At 44.5% G+C, this 22,386-nt stretch carries 20 protein-coding genes and 1 riboswitch; of the genes, 15 read left to right on the forward strand and 5 right to left on the reverse strand.

The window, feature by feature from the left end; all coding sequences use genetic code 11:
- Positions 1-70 precede the first annotated feature (70 nt).
- Positions 71-238: a hypothetical protein gene (locus AS030_RS24030; protein ID WP_164988830.1), complete on the forward strand. Its 168-nt coding sequence runs from the start codon at positions 71-73 to the stop codon at positions 236-238.
- Here AS030_RS24030 and AS030_RS15005 read toward each other — a convergent pair whose 3' ends face one another.
- Together AS030_RS15005 and AS030_RS15010 are read right to left on the reverse strand one after the other, a co-directional pair.
- On the reverse strand, positions 239-973 hold the full coding sequence (locus AS030_RS15005; protein WP_061972727.1) for a TPM domain-containing protein: 735 nt from the start codon (positions 971-973) through the stop codon (positions 239-241).
- Complete coding sequence (locus AS030_RS15010) at positions 973-1,539, reverse strand: LemA family protein (RefSeq protein ID WP_061972730.1); 567 nt, start codon at positions 1,537-1,539, stop codon at positions 973-975. Before AS030_RS15010 ends, AS030_RS15005 begins: the two co-directional genes overlap by 1 nt.
- A gap of 152 nt (positions 1,540-1,691) precedes the next feature.
- On the opposite strand from AS030_RS15010, the gene AS030_RS15015 reads away from it, so the two are divergent.
- Both AS030_RS15015 and AS030_RS15020 read left to right on the forward strand, forming a co-directional pair.
- The gene (locus tag AS030_RS15015) at positions 1,692-1,892 is read left to right on the forward strand and encodes a CsbD family protein (protein WP_061972732.1); all 201 of its coding nucleotides are present in this window, start codon (positions 1,692-1,694) and stop codon (positions 1,890-1,892) included.
- A 222-nt stretch (positions 1,893-2,114) separates the two neighbouring features.
- The gene (locus tag AS030_RS15020) at positions 2,115-3,422 is read left to right on the forward strand and encodes an alpha/beta hydrolase (RefSeq protein WP_061972735.1); all 1,308 of its coding nucleotides are present in this window, start codon (positions 2,115-2,117) and stop codon (positions 3,420-3,422) included.
- 48 nt (positions 3,423-3,470) lie between these two features.
- On the opposite strand, the gene AS030_RS15025 is transcribed toward AS030_RS15020, so the two are convergent.
- A complete protein-coding gene (locus AS030_RS15025) occupies positions 3,471-4,676 on the reverse strand; it encodes a nitrate/nitrite transporter (protein ID WP_061972737.1) in 1,206 nt (401 codons plus the stop codon).
- 222 nt (positions 4,677-4,898) lie between these two features.
- On the opposite strand from AS030_RS15025, the gene nirB reads away from it, so the two are divergent.
- The 3 genes from nirB to nasC are packed head-to-tail and all read left to right on the forward strand — an operon-like array spanning position 4,899 to position 9,813.
- A complete protein-coding gene (gene nirB / locus AS030_RS15030; protein ID WP_061972741.1) occupies positions 4,899-7,307 on the forward strand; it encodes a nitrite reductase large subunit NirB in 2,409 nt (802 codons plus the stop codon).
- A 23-nt stretch (positions 7,308-7,330) separates the two neighbouring features.
- Positions 7,331-7,636 carry a nitrite reductase small subunit NirD gene (nirD, locus tag AS030_RS15035; RefSeq protein WP_061972743.1) on the forward strand — a complete coding sequence of 102 codons (306 nt, stop codon included), beginning with the start codon at positions 7,331-7,333 and terminating at the stop codon, positions 7,634-7,636.
- 35 nt (positions 7,637-7,671) lie between these two features.
- Positions 7,672-9,813, forward strand: coding sequence for an assimilatory nitrate reductase catalytic subunit NasC (nasC, locus tag AS030_RS15040; protein ID WP_061972746.1), 2,142 nt, complete (start codon positions 7,672-7,674; stop codon positions 9,811-9,813).
- A gap of 50 nt (positions 9,814-9,863) precedes the next feature.
- On the opposite strand, the gene AS030_RS15045 is transcribed toward nasC, so the two are convergent.
- On the reverse strand, positions 9,864-11,609 hold the full coding sequence (locus AS030_RS15045) for an ABC transporter ATP-binding protein (RefSeq protein ID WP_061972749.1): 1,746 nt from the start codon (positions 11,607-11,609) through the stop codon (positions 9,864-9,866).
- Between the two features lie 305 nt (positions 11,610-11,914).
- Here AS030_RS15045 and AS030_RS15050 point away from each other — a divergent pair, with 305 nt between their 5' ends.
- The 8 genes from AS030_RS15050 (at position 11,915) to AS030_RS15095 (ending at position 20,575) form a co-directional block, all read left to right on the forward strand.
- Positions 11,915-12,931 (forward strand): LacI family DNA-binding transcriptional regulator, encoded by a 1,017-nt coding sequence (locus tag AS030_RS15050; RefSeq protein ID WP_061973053.1) that lies wholly within the window; start codon positions 11,915-11,917, stop codon positions 12,929-12,931.
- Positions 12,932-13,017: 86 nt separating this feature from the next.
- Positions 13,018-13,788: a hypothetical protein gene (locus tag AS030_RS15055; protein ID WP_061972752.1), complete on the forward strand. Its 771-nt coding sequence runs from the start codon at positions 13,018-13,020 to the stop codon at positions 13,786-13,788.
- A gap of 52 nt (positions 13,789-13,840) precedes the next feature.
- On the forward strand, positions 13,841-15,121 hold the full coding sequence (locus AS030_RS15060) for an MFS transporter (RefSeq protein WP_061973055.1): 1,281 nt from the start codon (positions 13,841-13,843) through the stop codon (positions 15,119-15,121).
- Positions 15,118-15,756: a 3-hexulose-6-phosphate synthase gene (hxlA, locus tag AS030_RS15065; protein WP_061972754.1), complete on the forward strand. Its 639-nt coding sequence runs from the start codon at positions 15,118-15,120 to the stop codon at positions 15,754-15,756. The genes AS030_RS15060 and hxlA overlap by 4 nt, the downstream gene beginning before the upstream one ends.
- Entirely contained in the window at positions 15,753-16,301 is a 549-nt protein-coding gene (gene hxlB, locus AS030_RS15070) for a 6-phospho-3-hexuloisomerase (RefSeq protein WP_061972757.1), read from the forward strand. The genes hxlA and hxlB overlap by 4 nt, the downstream gene beginning before the upstream one ends.
- Positions 16,302-16,375: 74 nt before the next feature.
- Positions 16,376-16,490: riboswitch (SAM riboswitch) on the forward strand.
- 79 nt (positions 16,491-16,569) lie between these two features.
- Positions 16,570-17,688, forward strand: coding sequence for a methionine biosynthesis PLP-dependent protein (locus tag AS030_RS15075; protein WP_061972759.1), 1,119 nt, complete (start codon positions 16,570-16,572; stop codon positions 17,686-17,688).
- The gene (gene metC, locus AS030_RS15080) at positions 17,681-18,859 is read left to right on the forward strand and encodes a cystathionine beta-lyase (protein WP_061972762.1); all 1,179 of its coding nucleotides are present in this window, start codon (positions 17,681-17,683) and stop codon (positions 18,857-18,859) included. Before AS030_RS15075 ends, metC begins: the two co-directional genes overlap by 8 nt.
- An 876-nt stretch (positions 18,860-19,735) precedes the next feature.
- Complete coding sequence (locus AS030_RS15095) at positions 19,736-20,575, forward strand: aldo/keto reductase (RefSeq protein ID WP_061972771.1); 840 nt, start codon at positions 19,736-19,738, stop codon at positions 20,573-20,575.
- Between the two features lie 190 nt (positions 20,576-20,765).
- Here AS030_RS15095 and AS030_RS15100 read toward each other — a convergent pair whose 3' ends face one another.
- Positions 20,766-21,686, reverse strand: coding sequence for a cation diffusion facilitator family transporter (locus AS030_RS15100; protein WP_061972774.1), 921 nt, complete (start codon positions 21,684-21,686; stop codon positions 20,766-20,768).
- A gap of 280 nt (positions 21,687-21,966) precedes the next feature.
- Between AS030_RS15100 and AS030_RS15105 the strand changes: the two genes are divergently transcribed.
- Positions 21,967-22,290 carry an ArsR/SmtB family transcription factor gene (locus tag AS030_RS15105; RefSeq protein ID WP_061972775.1) on the forward strand — a complete coding sequence of 108 codons (324 nt, stop codon included), beginning with the start codon at positions 21,967-21,969 and terminating at the stop codon, positions 22,288-22,290.
- The last annotated feature ends 96 nt before the right edge of the window (positions 22,291-22,386 follow it).

Below are 22,386 nucleotides of genomic sequence, written 5' to 3' on the forward strand. Positions count from 1 at the left end.
TGATTGCAGGGCGGTTTTTTTACGGTATGATGAAGATAACGACTTTGGTAAAGAAGGAGGAGAGTCAGCCATGAAAAAAGACATCCATTGCTGTGCAACGTGTGTAAACTTCAAGGCTTCACGGACGGATAACGGAATGAAATATGAATGTGTGAGACTGGGGTTTGATACGCAGCCTTCCTATAAATTTAATTGCTGGGATCCGAAGGAACATGTTAAAAAGTGGCTGGAAAAGTAGTTACCAGCCCCTTCCTGCGCCGCCTCCGCCGGATGATCCACCTCCGCCACCCCGGCGTCCCCCGCCTCCACCTCCACCTCTTGAAAGCATGGAAAGAATCATATAGGTGAGGAAACCATTAAAGAATTTGATGTCCAAAAAGATAATGGCCACGATAATGATGATGTAAAACCAGGAAAAAGGGTCCTTTTTCTTCTCCTCGGTCCTGGACGGGGGAGCATCCTGTCCTTTGTATTCTTTTTGTATTTCTTTGACCAGGGCCTGATACGTATGGGTAATGGCCTCATCGTTTTTTCCTTGCTTCAAATAAGGAACTGCATTTTCATCAAGAATTCTTCCAGCTTTGCCATCTGGAATCGCTCCTTCAAGGCCATACCCCACTTCGACCCGGATTTTTTTCTGCGAGAGGGCCAAAACAAGCAGAACACCGTTATCCGCTTCCTTTGTTCCAAGTCCAAATTTCCTGAAGGCATCATTGGCATACGTTTCAATCGGTGTATCACCAATGGATTTAACGGTAAGAACAGCAAGCTGTGCACTTGTCTGATCTTCCAGCTGTCTTCCCTGGGACAGGAGCTTCGACTTTTCCTGCGGGCTAAGCACGCCTGCATGATCCTGTACATAAATGTCTCCCTCTGGCTCCGGTATCGCATCAGCAGATACCGGAATGGCGGTTGTTAATAATGAAAAAACAACAAACAACCCTAGTAAGAGGGAGAATTTTTTGGGAATCATCAGCTGTTTCCTCCAAAATCAACTTTTGGAGGCTCCTGTGCATTGGCGCTGGCCTTAAAGTATTCTTTTTTATCAAATCCTCCAATCCCTGCAATTAAGGCTCCTGGAAACCTTTTAACTTTTTTGTTATAGGAAGCAACTTTTTCATTATAGTCCCTTCTTGCCACAGCAATTCGATTTTCTGTACCGGCAAGCTCATCCATCAGTTGGGTGAACTGCTTATCTGCTTTTAAGTTTGGATATCTTTCCTGAATCACAAGCAGGCGGCTAAGGGCACCGGTCAACTGGTCGTTCGCCTGGGCTTCATCCTGAGGGGATTTGGCCCCTGCAAGACGTGCACGGGAATCAGAGATATCTTTAAGAACCTCTTTTTCGTGGGAGGCGTAACCTTTAACCGTGCTGACGAGGTTGGGCACCAGATCAACACGCCGCTGAAGCTGGGTTTCAATCTGGGAATAGGACTGGTCCACATCTTCTTCGCTATTTACGAACCCGTTGTAGCTGGTGAAAAACAGAATCACAAGCACGGCAATAATAAGAACGGGCCATAGCCAACTTTTTTTCATTTGTACACTCCTCAATTCTATTTGGATATTTTTTATTTTTCCCCTATCCTATGATTTAAAAACGGAAAATATGGCGGGTGATTAACATTCCTTGGACATGGGTATATACCACTATAGACAATTATTGAATTTACTAAAGGAGGAACTAATCCATGAATGACGATCAGACACAAGGGAAATTAGACAAGCTGAAAGGCGAGGCGAAACGGGGACTCGGCAAACTGACAAATGATGAAACAACAGAGGCAGAAGGCAACAAGGACAAAATGAAAGGCGAAGCACGCGAGGGTGTCGGTGATCTGAAAGAGAAGGCAGCAGACAAAGTAAATAAAGTTTTTGATAACAGAAGATAATACTATAGAGTACGGATGAGGCAAAAGGGCGAAACGTCTTTTTGCCTCATTTTTTATGGGGATCCTCTTCTTTGAAGAGGATTTTTATATGAAGAAATGCCCAAGCTTGCTGGACATTCTTCCTACAAAAGATCTCTTTTTCTATATTTGCATTTACTTAAATTGACAAAATTATATAAATATTCAAAGATTAAGTATCTTTAATAATTGGGAGGTTGTTCCATGTATCGTCCGTGGTTTAAAAGGTTTGCTGCATTCTTCCTTGCCCTCTTAATCTTCCCAGCGCTGCACACACATGCAGAGGGACAGGAGCGTTTAAAAGTTGTTTCTGATATTGCCTTATCTGAAAGACTGCATGAAATTGTTCTGGACAGTCCGGCTCTGGGAAAACAGACTCCTCTGCGCGTGCTCCTGCCACAAGGTTACGATGAACATTCAAAGGAAAAGTACCCCGTGCTTTACATGCTTCACGGCTGCTGCGGTGATTATAAATCCTGGACCGTTGCAGGGGATATTGAAAATATGACAAAGGACTTGCCTCTCGTGATCGTGATGCCTGATGCGGGCAGAGGCGGAAGCTATTCCAACTGGTACAATAATGGAGCTTATGGAAAGCCGGAGTGGGAGACCTATCATATCAATGAACTCATTCCCTGGGTTGAGCACTCCTACCGGGTGAAACATACAAGAGAGGGACGAGCCATTGCTGGGTTGTCCATGGGAGGGTTCGGTTCCTTGTCATATGCAGCCAGACATCCGGATTTGTTTCTGGCTGCCGCTTCTTTTTCAGGCGTGGTGAATACAAATTTAGATCCCGACTTCCTGGACAAGACGATTTTTCAAAATCAGGAAAATGTGCCTCCGGGCACTGTCTGGGGAGATCGTGCGAACCATGAAATCATATGGAGAAGCCACAATCCGTGGGATCTTGCCGAAAATTTAGCAGGTATGGATTTATCGATTTATACAGGCACAGGTGAAGCGGGCGGTCCCTTGGACGGCGGTGTAGCCTCCCCGGTTGAAGAGATTTGCTACAGCATGTCCACGAGCATGCACAACCGGCTGGAAGAGCTCGGCATTCCGCATGATTGGAACAGCTACGGACCCGGTTCTCATACATGGGGATATTGGAAGCGGGATCTTGCGCAAACAATGCCCCGTTTTATGACGTTGTTTGAGCATCCTCCAAAGGCTCCGCGGCCCTTTTCATATAAATCGGCAGAATCCTCATTTTCCATTTATGGATGGAGAGTCAAAATGAACAGAAAAGCAGAAGAGTTTGCTGAAATCAACCAAGTAACAAAAGCAGGATTTTTAATAACTGGTTCAGGAACCGCGGAAATTAAGACAGCATCCTGGTATCATCCACAAAAACGATACCTCGTTAAAATGCATGGTAAAGGAAATCATAAGACAATGATCTTAAAGCCGGATCATAACGGAAAACTAAAGTTCAATGTAAAGCTTTCAGTTAATCCATTAAAGGAAGAACAAAACACAATTGCGGTCATGATTCGAAAGCTAGACTAAAAAAAAACCGCCCTCTTTTCAAAAGAAGAGGGCGGTTTGTATGTGCACTTATAATTTTATGGAGCTTTTCTGAAGAGCCCATGTCTTCTTCCAGGCGTTTTGTGCGACCATTAAAAGAACGAAGGCACAACCGCCAATCAATGAATATACAATGAAACCGGAAGCATAAGCGCCTGAAAGTTCCTTCAGTGAGCCAAGGATAATTGGAACAAAGAAACCGCCAACCCCGCCTGCAGCCCCTACAATTCCGGTAATCACTCCAATCTCGTTTTTAAACCGTTGAGGCACCAATTGAAAGACGGCACCATTACCCATGCCAAGGCAGGACATGCCGGCAAATAGCAAAAAGGTGGCTAATGAAAGGGAAGGAAGCTGGCTGACACCGAGCATACACAACGTCACGCCAATCAACAAATAACTCAAAAGCCGGACCCCTCCGATCCGGTCGGCGATCATGCCGCCAATCGGACGGACAATGCTGCCCGCTGCGACACACAATGTAACAAAATTACCGGCTGAAACGCTTGACAAGTGATATTGATCAACGAAAAAAATACTTAAAAAACTGGTCAAGCCTACAAATCCGCCAAAGGTAACACAATAAAGAAGGCAAAAATACCAGGTATCTTTTACTTTGAGCACGTTTAAATAATCTTTGACCGGCTTAGCAGCAGGCTGAGAGGGAGCATCTTTGGTTATGAAAAGATATAAAACCAGCGTGCACAGCAGTGGAATGAGTGCGATGCCCATGACTCCGTTCCAACCATAGTGTTCGGCAAGCCTTGGACCAAAAAGTGTGGCAAGCAGTGTTCCGCTGTTTCCGGCTCCTGCAATGCCCATTGCCACCCCTTGAAGGTGCGGAGGGTACCAGCGGCTTGCCATTGGCAAAGCGGCGGAAAAGCTCGCTCCCGCTACACCAAGCAAGAGGCCAATTCCATACAGTTCGGCAATATGTGTTCCCGATAACCAACCCCATAAAAGAGGAATGGTGGTTACCAGCATTCCTCCAACGGCGGTCTTCCTGGGGCCGATTCGATCGGTGAGTACACCAAACAGAAGTCTGAATAACGATCCGCTCAAAATAGGGATAGCGACAATCAGCCCTTTTTGCGAAGGGGAAAGCCCAAAATCCTTTGTAATATAGACGCCCAGAGCACCAAGGAGCACCCAGATCATAAAGCTTACATCAAAATACAAAAAGGAACCTAACAGTGATGGGGCATGTCCGTGACTTCTTAACTCTTTTAGTCTCATTCATCTCTCTCCATTCCTGATTTTTCTTTTTAGTCTACGGTTCTTTTTTCTGCTTTGCTTTGTTAATGGAAGAAAAGGTAACAAACTTTTTTAACTAATAAAATATTCCAGGCAGAGAAAAAAGTATGTCAGTTTTTCTTACATACAATGAGAAATGATTCCAGTGGTTGTGGTACCTTTTTAAAAAAGAGAGATAGGATATTGACTAAACAGGAGGCTACCATGGAAAAAAAGAAGCTTGTGCTTGTAGGCAATGGCATGGCCGGAGTTCGCTGCATCGAGGAAATCTTGAAAATGAACGCGGAAGCATTTGATATTACCATTTTTGGAAGTGAGCCGCATCCGAACTATAATCGAATCCTTTTATCTACTGTTCTTCAAGGTGATACTTCCATTCAGGATATTACCCTTAATGACCGGGCGTGGTATGAGAAGAATAACATCACGCTATATACAGGAGAAACGGTCACCAGCATTGATTCAGATCGGAAAAGCGTCCATACCGATCTTGGAAGGGAAGTCGAATATGACCGATTGATACTGGCAACGGGATCAGAACCATTTATGCTGCCGGTTCCTGGTGCTGATAAAGAGGGAGTCACGGCTTTCCGTGATATAAAAGACTGTGAAACCATGATCGATGCTGCACAGAATTACAAAAAAGCGGTAGTCATTGGCGGAGGGCTGTTAGGATTAGAGGCGGCACGGGGGCTGATCAATCTCGGAATGCAAGTGGATGTGGTCCATCTTGGCAACCAGTTGATGGACCGTCAGCTCGACGGAACAGCTGCTGCTCTTTTGAAAAAAGAGCTGGAGCAGCAAGGGATGACCTTTTTAATGGAAAAACAAACAACGGAAATTATAGGAGATATGCGGGCAGAAGGTGTCAGGTTCAGTGATGGGTCGGTGGCAAATGCTGATTTGGTGGTGATGGCTGTCGGCATCCGGCCGAATGTGCAGCTTGCCAAAAACAGTGGGATAGCCGTGAACAGAGGAATTCTCGTCAACGATTATCTGGAGACAGAAGTACCGGACATTTATGCAGTGGGAGAATGCGCGGAACACCGTGAAATGGTTTACGGACTTGTCGCACCGCTATACGCACAAGGGAAAATTTTAGCAGAACGTATTACAGAAACGGGATCAAACAAATATGAAGGATCTGTAATTTCCACACAATTAAAAGTATCGGGTGTTGATGTGTTTTCTGCCGGCCACTTTATGGAGGATGAACACACAAAATCAGTGAAAATTTTTGATGAAGTGGAGGGTGTATACAAAAAGATCGTCTTTCAGGATAACCGCGTGATTGGTGCGGTGATGTTCGGCGAAATTCAGGATGGCCAGCGGCTGTTTAAAATGATACTTGAAAAACAGGATGTTTCCGGTATTCCGAAAATTGCAGTACTGGCAACGCCTGAGGAAGAAGCTTCAGAAAGTGCTGTTGCCTCGATGCCTGAGAATGAAGTTGTCTGCGGATGCAACGGGGTAACCAAAGGGGCCATTTGCGATGCCATTGTGAATCAGGGACTAACCTCATTGGACGAAGTAAGAGATTGCACCAACGCTTCCCGTTCCTGCGGGGGATGCAAACCGGTCGTTTCGGAGCTGCTGGAATACACATTGGGAGATGATTTCAAGTATATCGAACAAAAAGAAGCGATCTGCAGCTGTACCAGTCTTAGCAGGGAAGAAGTGCTTGAAGAAATTAAAAGCAAAAATCTGAAGTTTGTGAAGGAAGTTATGCATGTTCTGGACTGGAAGGAAAAGGAGGGCTGTTCCAAATGCCGTCCTGCCCTTAACTATTATTTGGGGATGATGAATCCCCAGCATGAAGATGAAGCAGCTTCCAAATTTGTGAATGAGCGGATGCACGCAAATATTCAAAAAGACGGGACGTATTCCGTGGTGCCCAGAATGTATGGAGGTGTGACCACCGCAGAAGACCTGCGAAAGATCGCTAACGTCGCGGAAGCTTATAATGTTCCGATGATTAAATTGACCGGCGGCCAACGGATTGATCTCTTGGGCATTAAAAAGGAGGATCTGCCAAACGTCTGGGCAGAACTGGATATGCCGTCAGGCTATGCGTATGGAAAGACCCTTCGAACGGTGAAAACCTGTGTGGGAGAACAATTTTGCCGTTTTGGGACACAGGATTCCACCAGTTTGGGGATTGAACTGGAGAAAAAATTTGAACGGCTCAACACTCCGCACAAGGTGAAAATGAGTGTATCTGCATGTCCGCGGAATTGCGCCGAGTCGGGAATCAAGGATTTTGGAATCGTGGGAGTGGATGGCGGTTTCGAGCTGTATGTAGGAGGGAACGGAGGTACCCACCTGAGAGCCGGTGATTTGCTTTGCACCGTCCAAACGAAAGAAGAAGTCGTGATGATGGCCGCCGCCTTTATACAGTATTACAGAGAAACCGCCCATTATCTGGAGCGTACGTCAAAATGGATTGAACGAATGGGTCTTGAACATGTCAGGGAAGTCCTTTTTGACGAAGACAGCCGCTCCCAATTGGTCGGGCGGATTGAAGAAGCTCTTTCCTACACGAAGGAGCCGTGGAAAGAAATTATTAAAAATAAGGAAACCAAAGAGAAATTGTTTGAAAGCCTGAGTGTTTAATAGATCAAAGGGAGGACAAACAAATGAACCGGATTGAAGTGGCCAAGCTGAGCAAATTACCTGAAAAACTGGGGATGTCATTAAAAGTGGGAGAGCATGATATTGCTCTTTTCAAGCTTTCCAACGGAAAAATCAAAGCGGTGGAAAATCGCTGTCCGCATAAAGGGGGAGTACTTGCTCAGGGAATGGTAAGCGGAGAGTATGTATTCTGCCCGATGCATGACTGGAAGATTTGCACTAATAGTGGAGAGGCACAAGGGCCGGATACAGGCTGTGTGAAAACATATAAAGTGGAAGTGCAGGAAGAGAAAGTCTACCTTTGTTTATAAGCATGAGAGAATAGGAGGGAGGAAGGTGAGGACAGTTGACTGGTAGTTTTCTGGAACATTTTCGCCATCAGCAGCAGGATGCAGAAACAGAAACTGTGATGGATACACAGTGCCCCTTCTGCAGTGTTCAATGCACTATGCAACTGCTTGAACATCGTACGGGAGACCGGAAAAAATATAAAGTTCTTCCGCTGAAGGATACGGTTTCCGATGGAAGACTGTGCATAAAAGGCAGAAATGCTCATCAGCACGCCCTCCATAAAGAACGGATTCTGCATCCGATGAAAAAGGTGAATGGACAATTTGAGGAGATTACATGGGAAGAGGCATTGTCTTTTATCATGGAGCAGTTCAGCACGATTCAGGAGCAGGACGGCCTCGATGCTGTCGGAGTGTATGGAGGCGGCTCATTAACTAATGAAGAGGCCTACCTGCTTGGAAAGTTTGCCAGAGTGGGATTAAAGACAAAGCATATCGATTATAATGGCCGCTATTGCATGTCGGCGGCTGCCTCCGCGATGAATGAAGCATTTGGCCTGGACCGTGGGTTAACGAACGAAATGGAAGAGATTCCACTGGCAGAATGCATCATTCTTGCAGGAACCAACATTGCCGAATGCCAGCCGACCCTTCTTCCTTATTTTCGAAAAGCGAAGGACAATGGTGCATTTATCATCGCTATTGATCCAAGAGAAACCTTAACCACCAAATTGGCTGATCTCCATTTAAAAGTAAAACCGGGCATGGATGCTGCTCTGGTTAATGGCGTGTTAAAAGTAATCCTTGACCGCAATCTCCATGATGAGCGGTTTATACAGGAGCGAACGGAAGGTTTTGATGAAGTGTTAGAACACCTCTCTGGTGTTGACCTGGATGCTATCGCTGATTTAACAGGTCTTTCCCGTCAAATCATTGAGTACACGGCGGTAACATTCGCTTCCGTTTCCCGTGCTATGGTCTTTACAGCCAGAGGGGTCGAGCAGCAAACACACGGTCATGATACCGTCAGAAACTTTATTAATCTGGTTCTGGCCACCGGGAATATGGGTAAGCCTGGAGCAGGCTATGGAGCTGTCACCGGCCAAGGGAACGGACAAGGCGGCAGGGAGCATGGCCAAAAAGCAGACCAGCTGCCCGGATACCGGAGTATAGAAAACCCGGAACACAGGAACTATATTGCCGATCTGTGGGGTATTCCTGAAAAGGAGTTGCCAGGAAAGGGGGTTTCTGCCTATGAAATGATGGAAAAGATGGCGGATGGCGAAATTAAGGCATTATTCATCATGGGTTCCAACCCACTGATTTCCACCCCAAATGCCACACTTGCGGCTCAAGCGCTTAAGCGGCTTAAATGTCTGGTGGTGGTCGATATGTTTGTATCAGAAACAGGCATGCTCGCTGACCTGTTGCTTCCAAGTTCTTCGTATTTGGAAGATGAAGGGACATTAACCAATCTGGAAGGCAGGGTGACGTTAAGAAGAGCGGCCCGAAGCTGCCCGGGTGAGGTGAGACATGACTGGCAAATCCTGTGTGATGTGGCAAGGGTATTGGGGAAAGAAGCCTATTTTTCCTACACCAAAGCAGAAGATATCTTCAATGAACTGAGGCTGGCGAGCAAAGGAGGAAAAGCGGACTATTTCGGGATCACTTATTCACGGCTGAAGGAGGAACGAATTTACTGGCCATGCCCTAAAGAGGGACATAATGGAGAGGGAAGGCTGTTCAGTGAAACGTTTGCCCGGCCAAATGGCAAAGCGAAGATGCTTCCTGTCATCAACCATGTGCCAAAGGAGCGAACGTCAGAGAGTTATCCTCTTCATTTGACGACGGGAAGGGTGATGAGCCACTATCTGTCCGGCTCACAAACCAGAAGGAGCCCGGCTCTTTCTGCCCGCCAAATTGAAAGCTTTGTCAAAATCCATCCGAAAACAGCCAATGCATTTGGCATAAAAGATGGGACCATGGTCTACGTGGATTCTTCAAGAGGAAGAATGAAAGCCAGGGGCGCGTATGATGATTCGATACGGGAAGATACCTTGTTTATCCCGTTTCACTGGGGCGGAGAACAGAATGTGAACAACGTTACATACCAGGGGCTTGACCCTGTCTGCAAGATGCCCGGATTTAAAGTATGCGCCGTAAGGGTGTCGCCAGTCATTGATTTGACCAGAAATTGACCAAGGCAAAAAAGCAGTCTCTCCTTACACGGAGAGACTGCTTTTTTATATCAACCTGACTTGGAAGAAAACTCCCTGGAATACAAGCGGGAGTACTCTCCATTTTTTGCGAGTAATGACCGGTGTGTTCCCTGCTCCGAAATGCCTTTTTGATTCAGGACAATAATGCGTTCTGCGTTGCGGATTGACGAGAGGCGGTGGGCAATAACGATGGTGGTTCTTCCCTTCGCCAGCTGGTCAAGGGACGCTTTGACGATGCTTTCACTCTCATTATCCAGCGAACTGGTTGCTTCATCGAGAATTAAAATCGCCGGGTCTTTTAAAAATATACGGGCAATGCTTAACCGCTGCTTTTGACCGCCGGACAGCCTCACTCCACGTTGCCCGATTTCCGTATCATAGCCGTTTGGAAGGCTCAAGATAAAATCATGGGCATTGGCCTGTCGTGCTGCTTCTATAATTTGGGCATCGTTTGCCTCCGGATTTCCGTAGCGGATGTTTTCATGGACAGTACCGTCAAAAAGATAAACATCCTGCTGCACGATCCCAATATGCTTTCGCAGCCCCTTTTGTTCAAAATGGCGGACGTCGATTTCGTCGATGAGCAATTCTCCTGATGTCACCTCATAAAAGCGGGGAATGAGGGAGCACAATGTCGTCTTTCCGGCACCGGAGGGACCAACAAGTGCCACATACTCTCCCGGCTGAACAGTAAGGGACAGATTGGAGATGACCGGATCCGAATGTTTTTCATACTGAAAGCCGACCTGCTTGAATTCTATTTTTCCTTCAATTGATGAAAGAGTTACCGCATGACTGTCATCTTCAATCGCCGGCTTCGTATTCATAATCTCCATAAAACGCGCAAAGCCGGTAAGCCCTTCCTGAAGCTGTGTGCTCATGTGGGTCATCTGCTTTATCGGTTCAACCATGTAATTAACATAAAGAAGAAAAGTAATCAAATCAGCAAGGTCAAGCGTATGATGCATGATTTTTGAGCTTCCATAGATAATCACAGTTAGAGTGATCAATTGAATGAAACTTTCAACGCCGTTGAAAAAGAGGGCCTCTGTGCGATAAATGTTCTTTCGGCTGTCTAAAAATCGATTGTTTTCAACCTTGAATTTATGGATCTCAATGTTTTCATTGGCAAACGATTTAACGACGCGTATTCCCGCCAGGCTATCCTCAACCCGGGCATGTACGTCGCTGATCCGCTCTTTGTTTTTGGTTAAGGCACGGTTCAATATCTTATTGAAGAACAGTGAAAAGATGCCGAGCACAGGCAAGAAGCAAAAAACGGCGATCGTCAATGAAGGATTAATTACAAACAATATGACAAAGGCACCCACAAAGCGCACCAAGTATTTAATATAATCCTCCGGACCGTGATGATACAGTTCAGAAAGTAAAAGCAGATCATTCGTAATCCGTGACATCAGCTTTCCGGTTTTCTCATGATCAAAAAAACTAAAGGAAAGCTTTTGCATATGCGCAAATAGTTCACTTCGTAAATCACGTTCCATACGGGCGCCAACCTCATGGCCTTTGTAGTCCACAAAATAGTTCCCGATATTCTGAAGCACGGTCAAAACAAGCATCAGGCCACCGGTCCAATAAACGTTTTGGATGTCCAAAGCCCCTTGATCGGCCAGGACGTCTTTTGTAATGTACCGGACAAGAAGCGGATAGACGAGCGCAATGGTCGACGTGATCAGCGCGCAAAACAAAATGGAAAGAAACAAACGCAGGTAAGGTTTATAATAAGATAGAAATTTTTTCATTGGAAATCGCATGATTTACCCCTTTATGAGTGATTCAAAGACACACATATAAGGGGGGCACACTGTTCACTCACTGCTTAAGAATGTGTATCACCCTTATATGTTGGTTGGCGATGGACATTTCTTTCGTTTCTCATTTGAACAGCCTCCTTGTTAATCGTTGGTTTTATTGTAAACGATTTCTTTAAAGGAAAACATAAAGAAAAAGAAAATTTAAAAAATTCTTTTTGCTTGTTGACATCTTCACAGCGTATGGTAGACTTTTTAAAAATGGAACCGGTTCCAAAAAAGATTTGACCGAAAGTAAGGTGGGGAAAATGGCCCAAAAGATAACCATTTATGATGTAGCGAAACGGGCGGGAGTTTCAAAAACGTCGGTTTCACGGTATTTAGGCGGGCGGCTGGATGAACTTGCCGATAAAACAAAAAAGAAAATAGAATCTGCTGTTCAGGAATTGGGTTATCGGCCCAGTACGGCTGCAAGAGGGCTGAAAGGAAGAAAAAGCTACCTCATTGGCGTCATCATTGCAGATATCCGCAATCCATATAGTACAGCCATTTTAAGAGGCGCTGAAGAAATCTCTTCGAAAAATGGTTACAGTCTTATGATCTGCAATTCCGATAACAATCCAGAGAAGGAGAGAAACTTTATTCATATGCTGCAATCTCACCGGATCGACGGGCTTATTATTCATACAACGGGTGGGAATAACTCTTCCTTACTGGAAATGAAAGATGATTCCATTCCGGTCGTACTGCTGGATCGAAATATTCCTGAACTGGATATGGATTTTGTCGGCTTGGATAACCGGCAGGCAACAGAGGATTCTCTCGGATTTCTGCTACAGCGAAATTATGAACGTATCGCGTTTTTTAGTGAACCTTTTCAGGAAATCAGTACAAGGCATGAGAGGTATCAGTTTTTTCAAGACGTTTTGAAAAAGAACAATCACGAAAGCTCAGATGATATCTATATTGTTTCAACAGATGATGGCTGCCTGTTCAGAAATAAGCTGGTTTCATTTCTGGAAGATGCCCAGGGGCAATCCAAAGCCATTTTTACTGTAAATGCGCTTTTAATGCTAAAAGTTGCGAATGAACTAAATACCATGAACATTTCTGTGCCGGATGAACTCTCACTCCTCACATTTGATAATCCAGATTGGGCACCTGTTGTATTTGGAGGAATTACCTGCATTGAGCAGCCAACATTTGAAATTGGGGTAAGCGCGATGAAAATGGTCCTCGAACGAATCAGAGGAGAACGGACAACCTCGCAATCCTTCATGTATAAAGGGAAGTTGATTAAAAGGAATTCAACACCAGAGAAATAAAGAGGTCTTATCGCTGGACCCCTTTTTCAACAGTTAAATGGTACCGGTACCATTAATAAGTAAGCGCATTCAAAGGAGCGGGGGTAATGAATCACATTTATTGTACACAAAACGCATTCGGAAATACGGAGTTGAATGCGCGGGAGTTTGAAGAGATTGCACTGTGCTTGGCAGAGGTAAAGGCGGATGGCATAGAGGTTCGCAGGGAGTTGCTTTCTTCCGGGATCTCATTGAATGATGCAGGAGTAAGGTTAAAGGAACTGAATCTTGAAGTTGTTTTTTCCTCGCCCCAGCCTATGTTTGATGAAAACGGAAAGCTGAATTTCGATTCCCTATTCTGTCTTCTTCAGGAGGCGGAAGCCGTAGGGGCATGGCTGTTGAAAACACCTCTTGGCCACTATTGCGGAATGAAGGAGGAACTTTCTCATGTAAAGCGTCTTTTGCTGCAGTTTCCAAAAATGATTTTTACCATCGAAAATGATCAGACCAGTTGTGGCGGACGAACAGATCTTCTGGAGACTTTTTTTCTGGACTGCCGTGCACAAGAGATTCCTGCCGGATTTACCTTTGATGTGGGCAATCCAAAGTATGTGGGAGAGGATCCGTTGGCTATGTATGAACGGTTGAAAACATTTATTCGATACGTTCACATCAAACACGTGGTTGATGACAAAGGAAGTTGGAGAACAGTCCCGGTTTTCCCTGAGCTTCCTGATGAGATCGATGGGATCATTGGGCTGATTCCTGAAGAAGTTCCCTTGGCGATCGAGTATCCCGTGAAAGTCATAAATGCATCTCAGCATGTAGCAAATCTGCGAAAAGAGAGGGTGAAAAGCTGGCAGGAGCAAGTGAAATAGAATGTACATGAAGTTTTAAAAAGTTGATAGAAAAAGGAGCGGTTTAACGATGATGGATTCTATAGCTTCAAAAAAACGGTTTCGCCGTTTGATTCCTTTAGCTTTTATTACGTACAGTCTCGCCTATCTGGACCGGGCAAATTATGGGTTCGGTGTAGCAGGGGGCATGGGAGATGAACTGAACATTACAGCGGGAGTTTCTTCTTTTTTGGCATCTCTCTTTTTTCTCGGGTACTTTTTCTTCCAGGTTCCGGGTGCTCACTATGCAGAAAAGCATAGTGCCAAAAAACTGATCTTTTGGAGCCTGATTCTATGGGGCGGCCTTGCCGCAGCAACAGGCATGGCAACCAATGTGGCTTGGCTGTATCCTATCCGATTTCTTTTAGGAGTAGTTGAAAGCGCTGTTATGCCAGCCATGCTAGTATTTTTGAGTCATTGGTTTTTAAAGGAAGAACGGTCACGAGCAAATACATTCTTAATCCTCGGCAATCCAGCCACCGTATTATGGATGTCTGTTTTATCGGGTTATCTATTAAACTCGTTCAGTTGGAGATGGATGTTTATTATGGAAGGTGTTCCAGCGGTCTTATGGGCATTTATCTGGCTGAAGCTGGTCAAAGACCGTCCAAAAAATGCATCATGGCTTACCGATAAGGAAAAGCAGGGTATCGAGAATGAGTTTAACAAAGAACAATCTACATTGAAGCCAGTCAAGAATTATCGGGAAGCGTTTAAATCCAAAGCCGTGATTCTGCTGAGCCTTCAATATTTTGCCTGGAGCATAGGGGTATATGGATTTGTTATGTGGCTTCCGTCCATTATTAAAAAAGCGTCGAACCTGGACATTGTTTCAACAGGCTGGCTCTCTTCGGTTCCTTACGTTGTGGCTGTGGTCGGCATGCTTGTCCTATCCTATTACTCGGATAAAACACTGAACCGTAAAACATTTGTATGGATATCACTGCTGATTGGTTCCATTGCCTTTTTTGGCTCTTATTTGATCGGTTCCAGCAATTTCTGGCTTTCATATACACTTCTTGTCATAGCTGGCGGAGCCATGTACGCACCTTACGGACCGTTTTTTGCGATCATTCCTGAAATCCTTCCGCGAAACGTGGCTGGGGGAGCGATGGCGCTCATCAACAGCATGGGGGCGCTCGGTTCTTTTGTTGGATCCTACATTGTTGGATATTTAAACGGCGTTACCGGAGGGCCGTCAGCTTCCTTCGTATTCATGGCATCCGCGCTTTTTGTATCCGTATTACTTACAATGGCTGTTAAAGCTCCGGCTGCAAAAGAAGCGAAAAAGAGAATGGAGGTTGTTTCTCAATGAAGATTCAGCTGGCCCTGGACCGGATGACGATTTCTGAGGCAATTGAAACGGCAAAAGAGGCAGAGCAATATGTTGATCTTATCGAAGTCGGTACTTCATTAATTAAGGAATATGGTGTTGAGAGCATTTCTGAGATTAAAAAAGAGTTTCCGTTAAAACCAGTGCTGGCAGATATGAAGACCTTTGATAATGCAGCCTATGAATTTTCCATAGCCTTTGACGCAGGAGCAGACATGGCAACTGTCATGGGGGCGGCTCCCCTCGTAACGATTGAAACCTGTTTGAAGGTTGCCGAGGAAAATGGAAAAGAAGTCATGATTGATCTGCTAAATGTTTCATCTGAGCAAATGCAACGTCTGCTAAGCTATACATCTGCCGTATTTTGCGAACATGTAAGCAAAGATGAACAGGAGTCAGACAACAAAACGATGGAGAAACAGAACAAAGAAAGGCTTCCTGTTGACCGACTGGCCCTTGCAGGGGGAATTGCTCTATCCTCTCTCCCAATGGCTGCCGAAAAAAATCCGGAGATCATTGTTGTCGGGTCCGCCATTACGAAAGCTGCGAATATCCAGGAAGCAGCCAAACAGATGTATACAGCTTGGAAAACGATTCGGACAGGAGAAAATGTATGAACGAACTGAATGTGATTGTAAAAGAGATGCAGGGAGTTATTGAGAAAATTGGAGAAGAAGAGATTGAGCGTTTTGATTCAGAACTCCAAAATACAACGAGAATCTTTGTGGCTGGCGAGGGAAGGTCGGGGTTTATGGCAAAAGCATTTGCCATGCGCCTCATGCACCTGGGCTATAACGTCTTTGTCATTGGTGAGACGGTAACTCCCTCGGTAGCCGAGGGGGATTGTCTTATCGCCATTTCGGGTTCAGGATCCACACAATCCGTAATCCATCAGGCGGAACGGTCAAGGTCGGCAGGCTCCAAAGTAGTATGCATTACAGCAAATGGAGATTCTGCTCTGGCACAAGTGGCTGATACATGTTTTGTCCTTCCGGCAGCTACAAAGAAAAGGGGAGAGAATGAAGCCAAAAGCATACAGCCACTCAGCTCTCTTTTTGATCAGTGTCTTCATGTGTTTTGCGATGCGGTATGTCTGAGGAGCAGCACACAGAAAACGCTCAGCCATGAGGAAGTTCTGTCCAGGCACAGCAACACGGAATAAAATATAAAAAGAAAGCTTGAAACATTCAGATAATTGCGGTACACTAGGAACTACAATTAGATACGGATTAGATTTTCTTATCAAGAGAGGTAGAGGGAATGGCCCGATGAAACCTCAGCAACCTTCAGTGATTTCTGCTGAAAAGGTGCTAAGTCCAGCAAGTTCGATGACGAACTTGGGAGATAAGGAGAACGACAATTTGATGGTATTCAAAAGTCTTCTTCTTAAGAAGGCTTTTTTATTTTTTCTTTTGACTTAGGAGGCTGCCATGTATAAAACAGAAACAAAATTAGCTCAAATTGGAAACCGAAGTGAAGACCGCACGGGAACGGTTAATCCGCCCGTTTATTTTTCTACAGCATACCGCCATACCGGAATTGGAGAATCAAGTGGTTACGATTATATTCGAACAGGCAATCCGACACGTGAAGTGCTTGAAAAAGCGATCGCCGATCTGGAAGGAGCAGACGCCGGGTTTGCCTGTAGCTCGGGGATGGCGGCCATTGCGGCCATCCTCTCCCTCTTTCAATCAGGTGATGAATGGATTGTATCCAGTGATTTGTATGGCGGTACCTACCGCCTGCTCGAAGAAGGATACAAAAAATGGGGTTTGTCCAGTATCTATGTAAACACGGCAGACGTAGCCGAAATTGAACAGGCGATCACTGAAAAAACAAAAGCTATTTTTCTGGAAACGCCGACCAACCCGCTCATGGAGGTATGTGATATTGAAGCTGTTGCACGTCTCGCCAAGAAACATGGGTTGCTCGTTATCGTTGATAATACCTTTTATACCCCTTTGCTGCAAAGGCCGATCGAGCTCGGAGCGGATATTGTAATCCACAGTGCAACGAAATACCTCGGAGGACACAATGATGTGCTCGCAGGTCTGATTGCGGCCAAAGGCGAGGAATTGTGCCAGGAGCTCTCGTACCATCACAATGCCTCAGGTGCCGTGTTAAGCCCGTTTGATGCCTGGCTTTTGATGCGCGGAATGAAAACATTGGCCCTTCGAATGAAAAAACATGAAGAAAACGCTAAGGTGTTGATTCAATTCCTGCAGAATCATGATGGTGTAGATGACGTCCTTTATCCGGGAAGGGGAGGCATGATCTCTTTCCGGCTGAAAAAAGAAGAATGGGTCCCCCGTTTTTTGAAGTCCGTAAATCTGATAACCTTTGCCGAAAGCCTGGGCGGGGTTGAAAGTCTGGTAACGTATCCCGCGACCCAAACACATGCGGACATTCCTGAAGAAATACGTATAGCACGCGGAGTTTGCAACCGGCTTTTGCGTTTATCTGTTGGTATTGAAGACGAAAATGATTTGATTAACGACTTAAAACAAGCGCTGGACATTGTCCAGAAGGAGGCTGTAATTTATGAGTGACCATAACTGTCATACCTTTCAAACCAAATTGCTGCATCATAAACATAAAACCGATCCGGCTACCGGCGCGGTGAGTGTGCCCATGCATCTGTCCTCCACGTTCCATCAAGAGGATATTGATCAATTTGGAAAATATGATTATGCACGGTCTGCCAATCCGACAAGAGAAGCACTCGAACAGCAAATCGCTGAGCTCGAAGGCGGATGCAGAGGCTTTGCCTTTGCATCGGGCATGGCAGCGATCTCTACGTCATTTCTTCTTTTATCCCAAGGAGATCATATGATCATATCAGAGGATGTGTATGGCGGTACGTATCGAATGGTCACACAGGTGCTTTCACGACTGGGGATTACCCACACTTTTGTCGATATGACTGACCTTGATGCCGTAGAACAGGCAATCCAGCCCAATACAAAAGCCTTTTATATTGAAACGCCTTCCAATCCGCTTTTAAAAGTGACCGATATTCGGGCAGTGAGCGAGTTGGCGAAGGAGAAAGGTGCGCTAACCTTTGTAGACAATACCTTTTTAACACCGGCTCTTCAGCAGCCGTTGTCGCTTGGAGCGGATATTGTTCTTCACAGTGCAACCAAATTCCTTGCCGGGCATAGTGATGTGGTGGCAGGTCTGGCCGTGGTGAAAGATGAAGAGCTGGCTGATCGCCTTTACTTTTTGCAGAACTCGTTTGGTGCCGTGCTGGGTGTCCAGGATTGCTGGCTATTAATGAGGGGACTGAAAACATTATACGTACGCCTCCGTCATTCTGTAGAAGCGGCTGGGAAACTCGCAGACTATTTAAACGGACACCCGCTGATTAAAAAGGTACATTACCCTGGCTTAAAGGAGCATTCAGGATACTTTGTACATCGGAGCCAGGCGGAGGGGCCAGGTGCTGTCTTCTCATTTGAACTGGAAAGCGAACAGCTGGTCCGGCCGTTTACTTCCCATCTTCAGATCCCTGTTTTGGCGGTGAGCCTCGGAGCGGTGGAATCTATTTTATCCTATCCGGCAAAAATGTCACATGCCGCTATGCCGGAAGCCGAAAGAAAGAAGAGAGGAATCTCGAACACGCTTTTCCGGTTTTCAGCAGGCTTGGAGGACCCTGAAGATATAATTGCGGATTTTGAATTTGCCTTAGCACAAAGCACCATACACACACTGGCACGATAGAGCCAATGAAAAAAACGAGTCTTTAAGAAGGCTCGTTTTTCTGCTTGCGCCTTTTCTCTCGTTTGCTTTTCACTTTCGTGGATGGTTTCCATTCGGATCTATCAAAATAAGGACTTTTAGTCAGTAAGGGATCCCTAATCAGGAATTCCTCTTTTTTGTATGTGAGGTGTCTATACCATTTTAGTATTTGTACATAAAATAAACAGACACACATACAGAAAGGGAGAACAGCATGAAAGACTCATCCTACCTGCCTTTTTGTGCGGAGGATTTCCTGCAAAATGTTCAAGCCGGGGATACTCACTTTTTTGTCTTCCGGGGCTCAACCGTCCCGGTGAGGTTGTCATTTATTTCGTATAATTCAGTGACGAACTGCATGACGGCTTCCCTTGAAGAGGGTAGAAATCTTACATTTGATTGCAAGTATGTTGCTGCAGTCTTCTAAAAACCTCCCAGATTCCCAGAAAGATAGGACGCGGGAGGTTTTTCTAATTTAACAAATATCCTTATTTCATTCATTTTATTGAAAAAAAACCTGGAGATTCCGGAATGAAAGCGCTTATTGTTTGATAATCTTCAATACATAAATGAACCGTTTCATTAATTTCTTTACACAGCTTTGCCAGGTATGGTTGGGAGATTTGAATTCCTTCAGGATATTCGGCAAGTTTGTTTAATAGTGTGAGAGCTCGTACCAGTGATTGGACATTCGACATGTACTCTACCTCTTTTATGCTTTTGTCTAAATCATACGGCATGAAAATTATTTTATAAAATGCCCTTTCGTACAAAGAAGCAGGAGGATATGGGATTAAGACCAGAGAAATAGTGGTATGTACCTAGAGCAAGCAATTACGACAATAGGAGGAATAAAAGATGGCAACCAGTTTAAAAGATACAACAACACTACATAACGGCGTGAAAATGCCGCGCTTTGGGTTGGGTGTATTTAAAGTAAAAGAAGGAGAAGAAGTAATCGAGTCTGTAAAAGCTGCGATAAAAAACGGATACATCAGTATTGATACGGCAGCGATTTACGGGAACGAAGAGGGAGTGGGGCAGGCGATCAGAGAGTCCGGAGTTTCCCGTGAAGACCTATTCATCACAACAAAGCTTTGGAACAGTGAGCAAGGATACGAATCTACATTAAAGGCGTTCGAAACAAGCATGGAAAAACTTGGCCTGGAATATCTGGACCTCTATCTCATTCACTGGCCTGGAAAAGACAAATACAAAGAGACATGGAGAGCGTTTGAGAAGCTGTACAATGATGGCAAAATTCGAGCCATCGGCGTAAGTAACTTCCAGGTTCACCATTTGGAGGACTTGATGAGTTCCTGTGAAATTAAACCAATGGTCAACCAGGTGGAATACCATCCGCATCTTACCCAAAAAGAGCTGCATGCGTTCTGCAAAAATAATGAAATCCAATTGGAAGCCTGGTCACCGCTTAAGCAGGGGCAGCTGCTGGAAGATCCTACATTAAAAGAAATTGCCGATAAGCACAATAAAACGGTAGCACAGGTGATTTTGCGGTGGGATCTTCAAAATGAAGTGGTAACGATTCCAAAATCAACAAAAGAGCATCGTATTATTGAAAATGCTGATGTGTTCAATTTTGAATTAAGCAGTGAGGATATGGAGCGTATCGACGGATTGAACCAGGATAGCCGAGCCGGTTCTCATCCGGACAGCATGACAGTTGGTTTTGAATAAAACGTGTAAAGGATGACCGTTAAGTGGTCATCCTTTTTGGTGTTCATTTAGCTTAAAGTGCCTTTTTACACATTCGAGTGTTTGCTCGATTGTGAATGTCCATGATGGTAAACGTATTTAAATTCAGCAGAACCGCTTCTTTTTTCATCTCTTGAGAAACCGAAAATCCTTTTGCATTGAGCCCTCTCATTTACTCGCAGGTATGATTCATTGTGCAATCAGTATCCGAAAGATCAATCTGAATGGTTGTATGCTCAATATGAAATTGTTCCATAAGCAGCTGATTCGCCTTTTTAAGCAAGGTTTGCTGATGATCCTCTGCGTCGGCCACCAGGTGACAGCTTAAGGCAGGAAAATCCGAAGAGATTGACCATACATGAAGATCATGGACCTGTTTCACTTCAGGGATGGAAAGCAACGCCTGTTTGATCTCCTTAAAGTTCACATTTTGAGGAGTGCCTTCCATTAAAATATGAACAGATTCTTTGGTCACCCTCCAGCCGCTGATAAGAACCAGAATGGCTACAATAATACTTGCGATAGGATCTGCCAGATTCCAGTTGAAAAACATGATGACAAGGGCAGCGGCAATTGCGCCAACGGATCCAAGCATGTCCCCAAGGACGTGCAAAAAAGCACTTTTCACATTGAGATTTTCATCCTTGTCACCTTTCATTAAGATGTAGGCAGCGACAATGTTTACCATTAAACCAATAATCGAAATAATGAGCATCCCCTTACTAATGACTGAAGGGGGATTTAAGATGCGCTGATAGGATTCCCAAAAGATATAAAGGGCGATCGCTAACAGAGCAATGCCATTGATAAAGGCGGCTAAAATTTCAAAGCGGCGATAACCATAGGTTTTGGATTGGGAGGATGATTTTTGGCCATAAGTCAATGCCAGGTAACTTAATCCAAGAGCAGCCGCATCACTTAACATATGTCCTGCGTCAGATAATAAAGCCAAACTGTTGGTAGTAATGCCACCGGCAATTTCCACGAGCATGTAGGCTGCAATTAGAAAAAACGCCCATTTCAATGCTCTTTTATTGTTTGTACCATGATGATGATGCCCATGAGATTCACCGTGACCGTGAGAATGCGCCATAAATGCTCAACTCCTTTTTGAATATATATATGAATATATGCTCATATATATTGTATAAGAACATTCTCCGACGTGCAATAATTTTCCTTTATTTTGTATACTTTTCCCTGGCACTCTATTATTACCCGAAATTATTCTAATGAAATACGGAATAGAAGCGTAAATTATTCATTATAGTTAAAGAAAAGAGAATTCGATTCAGCATTTACAGAAGCATAACCGTCGTTTACAATATGAGTAATTATTCATATATGGTTTAGTGGTAAGGAGTTGATATTAAATGGATGAACACGAAAAAGCAATTATTGAAAGTGAACAATTAGATGAAGAAACTCTTTTTGTCGCATCTCAAACCTTCAAGGCGCTGTCAGATCCGACGCGAATCCGAATCCTTCATCTTTTATCTCATAAAGAATCATCTGTAAATGAAATTGCTGAAAAGCTCTCACTTTTACAATCTACGGTTTCTCATCAATTGCGTTTTTTAAAAAATCTTCGCCTTGTTAAATTCAGAAGAGCAGGAACGACCCTGTTTTATTCGATTGATGATAATCATGTGATTACGTTATTAAATCAAGCAATTCATCATGCATGCCATGATTGATTATGAATTTAACATGTTGCGTTGACACTTTTCGTGGTGCGAACATATAATGATTTATATATGAATTTCTGCTCATATAAGCATAGATGAAAAGAT

Origin of the sequence: Fictibacillus enclensis (genome assembly GCF_001457035.1) — a bacterium.
GTDB lineage: Bacteria > Bacillota > Bacilli > Bacillales > Fictibacillaceae > Fictibacillus_C > Fictibacillus_C enclensis.